At 53.6% G+C, this 12,110-nt stretch carries 8 protein-coding genes; all 8 read left to right on the plus strand.

The annotated features are described in order from the left end of the window. Positions 1 to 73: 73 nt before the first annotated feature. The 8 genes from ACTJJS_RS25805 (at position 74) to ACTJJS_RS25840 (ending at position 12,054) form a co-directional block, all read left to right on the plus strand. Positions 74 to 979, plus strand: a complete 906-nt coding sequence (locus tag ACTJJS_RS25805) for a DnaJ C-terminal domain-containing protein (protein WP_440666160.1) — start codon at positions 74 to 76, stop codon at positions 977 to 979. Positions 980 to 991: 12 nt separating this feature from the next. Continuing rightward, entirely contained in the window at positions 992 to 1,276 is a 285-nt protein-coding gene (locus ACTJJS_RS25810; protein ID WP_440666162.1) for a chaperone modulator CbpM, read from the plus strand. A gap of 309 nt (positions 1,277 to 1,585) precedes the next feature. Then, on the plus strand, positions 1,586 to 2,896 hold the full coding sequence (locus tag ACTJJS_RS25815; RefSeq protein ID WP_440666163.1) for an SWIM zinc finger family protein: 1,311 nt from the start codon (positions 1,586 to 1,588) through the stop codon (positions 2,894 to 2,896). A gap of 127 nt (positions 2,897 to 3,023) precedes the next feature. Further along, entirely contained in the window at positions 3,024 to 4,493 is a 1,470-nt protein-coding gene (locus ACTJJS_RS25820) for a DUF5691 domain-containing protein (protein ID WP_440666165.1), read from the plus strand. A gap of 13 nt (positions 4,494 to 4,506) precedes the next feature. Next, positions 4,507 to 5,586, plus strand: coding sequence for an ATP-binding protein (locus ACTJJS_RS25825; RefSeq protein ID WP_168874550.1), 1,080 nt, complete (start codon positions 4,507 to 4,509; stop codon positions 5,584 to 5,586). A 15-nt stretch (positions 5,587 to 5,601) separates the two neighbouring features. Further along, a complete protein-coding gene (locus ACTJJS_RS25830; protein WP_440666167.1) occupies positions 5,602 to 7,974 on the plus strand; it encodes a DUF5682 family protein in 2,373 nt (790 codons plus the stop codon). Beyond that, entirely contained in the window at positions 7,975 to 9,108 is a 1,134-nt protein-coding gene (locus ACTJJS_RS25835) for a VWA domain-containing protein (protein WP_168874548.1), read from the plus strand. A gap of 18 nt (positions 9,109 to 9,126) precedes the next feature. After that, a complete protein-coding gene (locus tag ACTJJS_RS25840; protein ID WP_440666168.1) occupies positions 9,127 to 12,054 on the plus strand; it encodes a DUF4132 domain-containing protein in 2,928 nt (975 codons plus the stop codon). Positions 12,055 to 12,110: the final 56 nt, after the last annotated feature.

Here is a 12,110-nt window from a genome sequence, read left to right on the forward strand (position 1 = left end):
TTCATCTGCATCGCCAACAGCGATACCCGCTCCATACAAACGGCTGTTCCCTTTAAAAAGAATATAGGATGATATGGAATACATTGACTATTACAAGACTTTAGGTGTAAACAAAGATGCTTCCGCTGATGACATCAGGAAAGCATACCGGAAACTTGCCAGGAAACATCACCCTGACCTGAACCCTGACAATCCCGAGGCTGGCAGGACGTTTCAACAGATCAACGAGGCCAACGAAGTGCTCAGCGATCCGGAAAAACGCAAAAAATATGACCAGTACGGGAAGGACTGGAAACATGCGGAACAGTTCGAGGAAGCCAGAAGACAACAAAATGCCTATAGTGGTCAGTCCCGGTATGAGGGCCATCCTTTCGGCGAAGGACAACACTATACCTATAGTGGCGGGGAAGATGATTTCTCCGATTTCTTTTCGTCTATGTTCGGCGGCAGCGGAGGGAGACAAGGCCGTTTCCGGGGGCAGGACATACATGCCAAACTCGAAATAACGTTGTCGCAGGCTTATACAACGCATCAACAAACCTTTACGGTCAACGGACAGAACATCCGCATCACTTTGCCTGCGGGTATTGAAAACGGTCAGGAGATCAAACTCGCCCACTATGGGGGACCGGGCATGAATGGCGGACCTAAAGGTGATCTGTATATCACCTTCGGGATTAAAAACGATACAAATTTTACCAGGAAAGGGAATGATCTCTACTGCGATGTGCCGCTGGACCTGTACAAGGCCATGTTAGGCGGAGAACAGGTGGTGGACACTTTAGGCGGGAAAGTAAAGCTGAAGATCGCACCCGAAACACAGAACGGCGTAACCGTACGGTTGAAAGGAAAAGGATTTCCGGTATACAAAAAAGAGGGTATGTTCGGCGATTTATATATCACCTGGCAGATCAAATTACCCACTAGTCTCTCTGAGAAAGAAAAAGCACTCTTTCAGCAATTATCCGACGAACGATAAAATTATGCTGGTATGGAAAACAATGATAAACTGACAATAGAAGAATGCAGTCAGCATTACAATATCGCCACTTCTTTTATAGTTGATCTGGACGATCACGGATTGATCGTGCTGACACGGGAGGAACAGGTCACTTACCTGCATTACGACCAGTTGCCTCTGCTGGAAAAATACATGCGGTTACACTTCGATTTGCAGATAAATATGGAGGGGTTGGAGGCCATCAGCCACCTGTTGAAACGGGTGCAATTGCTGCAGGCCACGATCAGGCAACTTGGCGGACAGATTCCCGGTTAGCCGGACGGATAGCTGCCCCTTCTCTTTATTCAACTTTAAACAACCGTTATATTTATTTCATAATGAATATTTTACCCTCTCTACTTAAACTTCTGCTGCAACCATCCTTCTTTTCTCTAAAAGATTATTTTTACGCCGGAAATTGCGCTGTTACTATATACATTGCGTAGTATTCACCGATATTTGGCTTTTATTTTATGAAATTATTTAATTTGTAGCATTGTTCATCAACAGCTACTTTGACTTAATTTGGCACATGCTACGGATTAAATAACCAAGCCAATAACCAAATAATAAATAACTGCATAATTGGACCTAACGGAAGAACAGGTGCTGGCAATGGCACCCGATGAATCGTCCCGCAAAGCGGGGAAAGAACTGGCCAGGCCGGCCAAATGGGTCAGTACCGGCTACAGTGAGGCCGCCCTGTGGGGAGAATGCCAGGGCAGCGGCAGCAAGCCTTATCAGACGCAGGTGGATACCGGCGCCATGGCTTTCCGTTGCAGTTGCCCAAGCCGTAAGTTCCCGTGTAAACATGGCGTTGGCCTTTTATTGTATTATGCCAGGGAGAAAGCCTCCTTTGTGCAACAGGAACAACCCGCCTGGGTAACAGAATGGATCAGCAAGCGCTCGGAGAAAGCAGAGAAAAAGGCGCAGCAGCCCACAGAAGCCAAACCGGTGGACGAAGCCGCTCAAAACAAAAGAACGGAAGCCCGGCACCGGAAAGTGAGCGACGGACTGGAAGAACTGGTGCGGTGGAGCAAAGACCTTGTCCGCAACGGGATTATCGGTCTGCCTGACAAAGGCGCTGACATGTGCGAAAACATGGCCCGCCGCATGGTAGACGCACAGGCGTCCGGACTGGCGGCCATACTCCGGGAGATGGCCGAAATCAGCTACTACAGCGATGGCTGGCAACATACCTTTATGGAGCAACTGCTGCGGCTATATCTGGCCGCACAGGCCTATGGCCATCTGGACGAACTGGCGCCCGCGCTCCGGCAAGACATCCGGACGCTTGTCGGTTATGCACAGTCACAGGAAGAACTCAAAGCACAAACCGGCATCACAGACACCTGGCTGGTCCTCGGTAAACAAAGTACCGAAGACGACCGCCTCATTACCGAACGGTACTGGCTATACGGCCTTACCACCCGCCGCGCAGCGCTGGTGCTGCAATTTACGATCCGCCATCAGCCGCAGGTACAGCTGATGCCTGCACCAGGCAGCTGTATAAAGGCAGAACTCGTATATTACCCGTCAGCCGCCCCTATGCGGGCGCTGATCAAAACACAGCAGGCCACTACGGCAGTCCGTCAGTTTAGCGGTCATACCGGCTGGGCAGACGTGATGACCGCCCAGACACAGGTCAGCAGCCTGTGGCCGCTCTATAACGATCAGGTATATACGATTGCCGCGCTTACACCGGTACAACGAAACGGCCAGTGGTGGCTGCGAGACGACCAGGGGCAGGAAATGCAGCTACGGCCGGATTTCCGCAGCCTGTGGAAACTGCTCGCCCTCAGTGGCGGCCAACCGTTACCCATGGCCGTGATCGGCCGCGAAACACAATATGAGCCCATTGGCGTCTGGCACCAGCAGAAATATAAAGTGCTGTAACCGACAACCCATATCCGTATAGGCGTCGCTGTTATAAAACGCCGATCCGGACAGAAGGCCCGGTCATCTGCCTGCAGGAAAAACTTTAAGACAGCCCGGTCCCTGAACAATAATTAAGCAAACAACGATGCAGTCCTGGAACGACATTATTAATATAGCCCTGTTGGGCACCGCTAAAAAGCAGCTGGACACCGGCAGCCTCCCCGCCCCTTTACAGGCGGCAGCGGGAACAGTGCTGGCCTCCCGTGGGACAGACCGGGAAGAACAGTTCCTGCAACTGGCCTCACTGGTGCTCAACTACCGCCAAAGCGGCGCTATGGCCGTAACCGGCGGACCATCTACCATGACGGCGTGCGCACCGGAAACTAAACCCTATTGCGGCGCTACCGCTATCCAGTCCCTCCACCATACGCTCGACAGCGAAAATATACCGCTGCTCTACCTATGGCTGGAACTATGCATGCGCAACAACCAGGTGCTCCCGCCCGAATACCTGCCACGCATCCTGGAAAGCGCCAGCCGCCATAAATCGCTGCGCAACCTGGCGGCAGCCTGTTGCGGCAAACGCGGTGAATGGCTGGCACAGTTCAACCGTGAATGGAACTTCTCCGTAGTTGCAGACACTACGGAAGAAATGTGGGAAAACGGCACCACAGCACAGCGCCTGGAAGCCCTCACCCGTATCCGCGGAGAACAACCGGCCGAAGCACGGGCCCTGCTGCAAGCCACCTGGCCCAAAGAAAGCGCCGCGGTAAAAGCCGAACTGTTAACTGCCCTCACTACCGGTATCAGCATGGACGACGCACCATGGCTGGAAACACTTCAACAGGAAAAAAGCAAACAGGTAAAAGAGGCAGCCCTCACACTGCTGAAAAAAATTCCCGGCAGCAGTCTGCATGAACAATACTGGCAACTGCTGGAAAGCTCCATCCGCATAGGTCCCAAAGGGAAAATAGCGGTAACGCCGGCCATTCCTCCGGATGCAGAGATCTTCAAAACCGGTATCGACAAACTCAGCAACAACGCACGCATATCGGACGATGAATACATCCTGTCTCAATTAATAGCACTGGTACATCCAAGAATGTGGGAGGAACATTTTAAGGCGTCCTTTGAAGAAGTGACAGACCTCTTCCATCACGAGAAAGCGCTCAAACCCTTTGCTCCGGCGCTGGCACAGGCTATCAGCTGGTTTGCGGATAAAAAACGTGCGCTTTCGTTTGTACAGCACAGTGATACCTTCCATATGACCCTGTTGCCGCTGCTGCCGCCCGATCAGCAGGACACCTATATCCTGCAACACTTTGATGCGCACAGCAGCCTGGTGATGAATTACGTAGGACAGCTGCAGCAAGTATGGAGCGAAGAGCTGGCCATGAAGATATTCCGGTTCTGCGCAAAAAACCCGTACACCTATTCACAACGCACCATGGGCGATTTTATCACGCTCATCCCCTCTTCCATAAAATTTGCGCTGGACGGGATCTCTACGGAGAACGAAAATTACCAGACTTACTGGAAATCCATTTCCATGCACCTGGTAGGACTATTACAGATCAAAACGTTTATACAACAATCATTCACAAAAAACAGCTAAATTATTATATACCATGTCTGACACCTTACGCCAACACGCAGAGGCCCTGTACGCCACCGAACTGGAAGAGCTGAAAAAGCAGGACAGCGGCAAACGGCCGCACAACTGGCTGTTGTCGCCACAGGCGGTAGTCACCTACCTGATCGGCGGCAAACTGAAAAACGGATTTGAGGTGAGCCCTAAATACATTGGCAGCAAAAGACTGATGGAGATAGCCGTGGCCACCCTGGCGACAGACCGCGCCCTGCTGCTGTACGGCCTGCCCGGCACCGCCAAAAGCTGGGTGAGCGAACACCTGGCCGCCGCTGTCAGCGGCGACTCCACCCGTATCGTGCAAGGTACTGCCGGCACCAGTGAAGAGAGCATCCGTTACGGCTGGAACTATGCCCGCCTGCTGGCCGAAGGCCCTTCCCGTCAGGCGCTGGTGGAAACACCCGTAATGCGCGCCATGCAGGAAGGCAAGATCGCCCGTATTGAAGAGCTGACCCGTATCGGTGCAGACGTACAGGACACGCTGATCACCATCCTTTCAGAAAAAACACTGCCTATACCCGAGCTGAACACCGAAGTGCAGGCGGCCAAAGGCTTCAATGTGATCGCCACCGCCAACAACCGCGACAAAGGCGTCAATGAACTGTCCAGCGCACTGAAACGCCGCTTCAATACCGTGATATTGCCCGTGCCCGGCACTATGGAAGAAGAGATCGACATCGTAAAAAGAAGGGTGGAAAGTTTTGAGAAAGTAATGGAACTACCGGCGGAAAAACCGGCACTGGAAGAAATACGCCGCATCGTGACCATCTTCCGCGAGCTGCGCAACGGTGTCACGGAAGACGGCAAAACAAAAATCAAATCACCCGGCGGCACACTCAGCACCGCAGAAGCCATCTCTGTTGTGAACAGCGGCCTGACCCTCGCCGCCTATTTTGGCGACGGACGGCTGACAGCAGCCGATCTGGCTGCCGGCATTATCGGCGCAGTGGTGAAAGACCCGGTGCAGGATAAACTGGTATGGCAGGAATACCTGGAAACTGTTGTCAAAACCCGCGATGAGTGGAAAGATGTATATCGTGCCTGCCGCGATTTGCAATAACCTAACTGTGTAATCATGTCTGTTCATATACTTGGAATCCGGCACCATGGGCCCGGCTCCGCCAGGAACGTCAAAAATTTCCTGGAGGCGCTGCAACCCGATATTGTGCTGGTGGAAGGCCCGCCGGAAGCTGACAACATCCTTCCGTGGGCCAGCCATGAAGCGTTGAAACCACCAGTGGCCATACTGGTGTACCAGCCCGATAATCCGCAGCATTCCTGCTTTTACCCGTTTGCTGAATACTCCCCCGAATGGCAGGCGATCGGTTATGCCCAACGGCAGCATATTCCCGTGCGGTTCATGGATCTGCCACTGACGCATGTATTTGCCCTCGAAAAAGAAAAACAGGCCGCTGCCGAAGCCGCGCTCCGGAAACAGGAAGCTGCACAGGTGCCGGAAACGGACAGCCCTGCGCCGGAACTGGCCGCTGCCAAATTCACTTCCCTACCCGGAGAAACTGGCGACCTCATTGCCGTAGCTGACGAAGAAGACGAAGACTTTCCTACCGAACACCTCAGCCCGGCCACCTTCCGTCACGACCCCGTCGCTTACCTCGCAGAAGCCGCAGGGTATGACGACGGCGAAAGATGGTGGGAACATATGTTTGAATACCGGCAGGCGGACGACCAGGTGTTTGATGCCGTAAGCGACGCCATGGAAGCGCTGCGCGAGGAACTGCCTTCGCGCGACAGCCGCATGGAAAAGCTGCGCGAAGCCTGGATGCGCAATATGGTCCGTCAGGCTGAAAAAGAAATGTTCACGCGCATAGCCGTGATATGCGGCGCCTGGCATGCGCCCGCCCTGAAAAACATGCCCACCCGGAAAGCAGATAACGATCTGCTCAAAGGGCTGCCTAAAGTAAAAATAGACTGTACCTGGATACCATGGACATATAGCCGTTTGAGTTATGAAAGCGGTTACGGTGCCGGCGTGCCTTCTCCCGGATGGTACCAGCATGTATGGGACCACCCGTCAGACGACGGAACCCGCTGGATGGCACTGGTGGCCAAACTGTTCCGCGAACAGCAGAAAGACACTTCCGTGGCCCATGTGCTGGAAGCGGTAAGGCTGGCCAATGCGCTGGCATCCCTGCGGCAGTATTCCCGTCCGGGCCTCGAAGAGCTCAACGAAGCCACCCTCAGCATCTTATGCAACGGCGAAGATGTGCTGATGCAGCTGATACGGGACGAACTGATCGTGAGCAACCGCATCGGACAGGTGCCTTCGGATATTCCCAAACCTCCGCTGCAAGCCGACATTGAGCGGCAGCAGAAAAAACTGCGGCTGCCACAAACGGCGGACTTCAAGGATTATACACTGGACCTCCGTAAAGACACAGACCTGGAACGCAGTATCTTCCTGCACCGGCTGGAGCTGCTGGGCGTCCGCTGGGGCCAGCGGCAGGAGACCTCCGGTAAAGGCACCTTTAAAGAACAGTGGCGCCTGCAATGGGACCCCTCGTTTTCAGTAGACATCATTGAAAAAGGCAGTTGGGGCAATACTGTCCTGGAAGCCGTGACCCAATATGTGCTGGACGTATCCGGCAAAACAGCCACCCTCCGGGAAGTATGCCGGATGCTGGAATCCGCACTGCCGGCGGAACTGCCCAAAGTGGTGGACGCGCTGATACTACGCATCAACAACCTCGCCGCCGCCGCAGGCGACGTACTGCAACTATTGGAAGTAGTGCCTTCGCTGGTGGACATCACCCGTTATGGCAACGTGCGCAAAACAGATGCAGACCTGGTGATGAACATCGTGGAGAGCATGATCAGCAGGGTATGCATCAGTTTACCGGCCGCCTGCACTTCTGTAGGAGAAGATGCAGCACTGGAACTGTTGCAACAGTTCCAGGCCATGAACGACGCCATTAACCTGCTGCAACATCCGGACCTGACCGGTGCGTGGACTGGCACATTACAGGCTATTTCCGCCAACAGCCAGTCGGCCCCGGTGATAGCCGGGTACGCCTCCCGCCTGTTGTTTGACTTTAAAATACTGGACAGCGAAGCCCTTTTCAGCCGTTTCAGTATAGCCATGTCCGTAGCCAATACGCCAGCGGTGGCGGCAGCCTGGCTGGAAGGCTTCCTCAAAGGCAGCGGCACCCTCCTGCTGCTCGATGATACCCTCTGGAATATGGTGTGCAGTTGGGTAGGACAGCTGGAAAATGATATTTTCATGCAGATATTGCCATTATTACGCCGCACCTTTTCTAACTTTACCGCCCCGGAAAGGAAAAAACTGGGGGAAAAAGTGAGAACAGGGACCGGTAGCGGTCCGGTGCAAACCACCGTGGCCAGCGGCATCGACGATGCACGGGCTGCCCTCGGCATCCCGGTGGTAATGCAGATGTTGGGATTTTTTCACCCTGAAAACCAGGCAGAATAAATGGAAGAAAATTTACGACGGTGGCGACTGATCCTGGGAGGCGATAACAATGACGGTACAGCATTTACCCTCGACAAAAACGACCTTCAGGTAGACAAAACGCTGGAAGCCCTTTACGACAGCAACCGCAAAGGCGGCCTGGGAGGCTCATCCCCCAACGTCAGCCGCTGGCTGGGCGATATCCGCAGCTATTTCCCTTCTTCCGTAGTACAGGTGATGCAAAAAGACGCCCTTAAACGACTGGACCTCACCTCCATGCTGCTGGAAAAAGAAATGCTGCAAAACGTGGAGCCAGATGTACACTTGGTAGCCACCCTGATGACGCTCAGCCGCGTGATACCGGAGAAAACCAAAGACACCGCCAGGCAGGTCGTAAAAAAGGTGGTAGACGAACTGCTCAAAAAACTATCGCAACCCATGCAACAGGCCATTACCGGCAGCCTGAACAGAAGCGTCCGCAACCGGCGGCCCCGCCATCAGGAAATCAACTGGGACCTGACCATCAGAAAAAACTTACAACATTATCAACCGGATTATAAAACAGTGATACCAGAAACACTGATCGGTTATGGCCGCAGAAGGTCATCACTGAAAGATGTGGTGCTATGCCTGGACCAAAGCGGTTCCATGGGCGCCTCCGTCGTGTATTCCGGCATCTTCGGCGCAGTGATGGCCTCTATCCCTGCCGTACAAACGAAGATGGTGGTATTTGATACCGCTGTCGCTGACCTGACAGAAGAACTGCAGGACCCTGTGGAACTGCTGTTTGGCGTACAGCTGGGCGGTGGCACCGATATTCACCTGGCCCTGCAATATTGCCAGCAACTGATCACCAGGCCGGCAGATACCGTGCTGGTAGTGATCACCGACCTGTTTGAAGGCGGCGATGAAACCGGCATGCGCAAACGCTTTACCGACCTGGCCGCCAGTGGCGTACAGGTGGTGGTATTACTGGCCCTCAACGACGAAGGCGCACCCTCATATGATCATGAAAACGCACAGTTCCTTGCCGGTCTGGGTATCCCGGTATTTGCCTGCACGCCAGACAAATTCCCGGATATGATGGCCACGGCGCTGAGCAAACAGGACATCTCCCAGTGGGCTGCCCGCGAGGATATCGTCCTGAAAAAATAAAGAACCTATTTAAGCCTTATGCCATATACTAAGGAAACTATACTACCTTTTATCGAACGACAGCAACAGCTTTATGAAGACAGCAGCCATTACGCGCAGCTGCAGGATGGGGTAGCTTTCCTTACCGGGCAAACCATTCACCCGCCTGTATGCACTGATGCAACGATCGCCCGCGAAATGGGCGTTTTTGTACAGCTGCTGAAACTGCCCGACCAGTGGGACGACAATGACCGGCTGGTATTACAACTGCTCGCAGATCCCCTCGTCTGGCAGCAGTGCCGGGACAGGTTTCTTCAACATGTTGTGCCGATGCTGGACACACCCGGTTCCGCATCCGCCATCGTTATGCGCTTCAGTTACTTTACCAGCTACCTGCAACAAAGAGGCTGCAGTACTGAAGACATCGGTTCTATCCTGATCATCTATTCGGGCGACGGCCACAACTTTGACCTGGCGCCACTGAAATTCACGCCACTGCGAAAATTCCTCCAGGACCTGATCAAAAGCGCGGAATGGCCGACTGTTGACGCCTACCTCCGCACCTGGAAACAACAAGGCTGGAACTCGCTCTTTTTCCGGCTCCTCTCCAAAGGACATCCGGAACGTGAAACGGAGTACCTCGAGTATATCCTCGCCCAGCCGGACAAAGGATTTGTCAACCTAGAGCTGTCGCGGGTACTGTTGCAGCTCAATACCGACAAATATCTGCCGCTGATAGAAAAAGCCGTGGCCCATCTGGCCACACTGCCTGACTATACCGCACAACTGTGTGGTTATTACCTGCTGGCCCAATATCAACCGGAAGCATATCAACCACAGCTGCTGAAAGCCGCTTATGCTTACCTGCAGGAATGCAACAGCAGCATTACCGGCCAGGCGTTCCGCCAGCAGCAGATGGCCATGGGAAGCGCTTCCTCGCTGCCAGCGCCCGATGTGATCGCCGTAGGCCAGCTGCTCCGTCAGGAAAGGCAACAGGCCATTCTTTATCTCGACACCCATCTGGACGAAAGAAAATACCTGCATCCGGAAGCATTTCAGCTGATACAACAGGAACTGGGCAACCAGGCCGTTCCCCTGTTGCTCAAAGCTATTGACAACGATTACGAAGCCAAACATATTTTCCCGCTGCTCACCCGGTTGGACGCATCATTGTATGCTGAAAGGTTATGGGACTTCACCCTGCATAAACTGAAATCGGTGCGTATGCTCGTTGCCGTTATACTGGCAGATCATCCGCAGGCGCTCGAACGCGCAGGCCTGCTGTTACAGCATAAGAAAGCAGAGCAGCGACTTACCGCCGTACAGATACTCTGCAGGCTGGACATGCCCGAAGCCAGACAGCTGCTCCAACAGGCACTCCAGCAGGAAATCAACGACGACGCACGCGACCTGATGCTGGAAACATTGGGCCATACCTTTGCAGGAGAAGATGACACCACTACCGCACAACAGTTGGTGGCCTTCGCCAAAAAACGGCACAAACTCAACCGACCGCTTGAAAAATGGCTGGACGACACGGTATTACCACCTTTATATCTGCTCAACGGCGAAGCCCTTACGCTGGACATGAAACGTTTTCTTCTCTACCGCATGTCGCGCATAGAGGAGATGACGGTTGACATGGAAGCCAGGCCGTTGTTGCGCCTGATAGACCGTACCACCAGCGGCGACTTCTCCATGCACCTTTTCCAGTTGTACCTGTCCCGCAATGGCGACGCCAAAGCGAAATACCTGCTGGCGCTGGCCGGCCTCACCGGCGACGACCGGATGGCCCTCACCCTCGAACAGGCCATCTACCAGTGGATCGGTGAAAAAAGGCTGCGCATGGCAGAACACGGCGTTGGCGCGCTGGCCATGCATGGCAGCAAACACGCGCTGCATACCGTAGAATTCCTGTCCCGCAAATACCGCGTCCGTAAAGCCAACGTAGGGGCGGCAGCGTTAGCCGGCATGCAACAGGCTGCTGCCGAACTGGGCATCAGCATGCATGAACTGGGCGACCGTATCGTTCCTGATTTCGGCTTTAAAGACATGCTCCTGCCCTTCGATGTGAAAGGCGATACCTATTATTTGTATATCGATCAGCAGTTTAAACTCGCTGCGATCAATAACAGGCAACGGAAACTTAAATTCATTCCGGTCGCCATTACGGCTGAAACCAAAGAAAGGATCAAACAACTGGGCAAAGCCATCGCCGAAACCGTGAAGCAGCAAACCGCCAGGCTCGAACATTTCCTGGTGGTGCAACGCAAATGGGAACCGGCACAATGGCAACAGTGTTTTCTCCACCACCCGGTCATGTTCGTATATGCCACCCGGTTACTCTGGGCTTTGTATGACGCACAGGACCAGCTGATCACCGGTTTCCAGTGCCGCAACGACCGCAGCCTGACTGATCTTCACGGCCGGCTGGTCAACATTCCCGCCGGCGCCTCCATCCGGGTGTTGCATCCGTTGTACCTCAGCAGTGAAGCAATCGCCCAATGGAAACAGCGTTTTGCCGAAGATGGCATCGAAGCCGTGTTCCCTCAACTGGACAGGCCCGTGGCCGCTATCCCGCCGCAACAGGCCGATACTACGCTGGTGCATGACTTTGAGGACATTGCCCTCGAAAGCACGCTGCTCAATAAACATATGGAGCAGAAAGGCTGGAAGCTCAGTGAAGGCGCTGAAGGCAAATATGTATATGCCTACCACAAAACAGATGATGAAAACCAGCTGGAAGTGATCGTGGAAATGAGCAGCATTTATAAGGAAGAAGGTTTCCGCTACAAACTGGGCACCCTCTATTTTGTAGATAAAACCAAAATGCGGCAACGCTGGTCCAGAAATCCGGACAAAGAAACCGATGAGTGCCTGATGCCCCTTGGCCATGTACCACCGGTATTCTATTCCGAGGCGATCACCGATATCGCCGTGTCCCGGCAAAAGGTAGAAGTGGCCTGAAGCATTTAAACATGAGATTTTTTTTGTATTTTATCGTTCGTTAGATTTGTGAACAA

The organism is Chitinophaga sp. 22308 (assembly GCF_052045305.1).
GTDB lineage: Bacteria > Bacteroidota > Bacteroidia > Chitinophagales > Chitinophagaceae > Chitinophaga > Chitinophaga varians_A.

Excerpts from the sequence above, each read along its gene's own strand:
- ACTJJS_RS25805 (WP_440666160.1), top strand. The coding sequence starts at position 74 with ATGGAATACATTGACTATTACAAGACTTTAGGTGTAAACAAAGATGCT.
- ACTJJS_RS25810 (WP_440666162.1), top strand. The coding sequence starts at position 992 with ATGGAAAACAATGATAAACTGACAATAGAAGAATGCAGTCAGCATTAC.
- ACTJJS_RS25820 (WP_440666165.1), top strand. The coding sequence starts at position 3,024 with ATGCAGTCCTGGAACGACATTATTAATATAGCCCTGTTGGGCACCGCT.
- ACTJJS_RS25825 (WP_168874550.1), top strand. The coding sequence starts at position 4,507 with ATGTCTGACACCTTACGCCAACACGCAGAGGCCCTGTACGCCACCGAA.
- ACTJJS_RS25830 (WP_440666167.1), top strand. The coding sequence starts at position 5,602 with ATGTCTGTTCATATACTTGGAATCCGGCACCATGGGCCCGGCTCCGCC.
- ACTJJS_RS25835 (WP_168874548.1), top strand. The coding sequence starts at position 7,975 with ATGGAAGAAAATTTACGACGGTGGCGACTGATCCTGGGAGGCGATAAC.
- ACTJJS_RS25840 (WP_440666168.1), top strand. The coding sequence starts at position 9,127 with ATGCCATATACTAAGGAAACTATACTACCTTTTATCGAACGACAGCAA.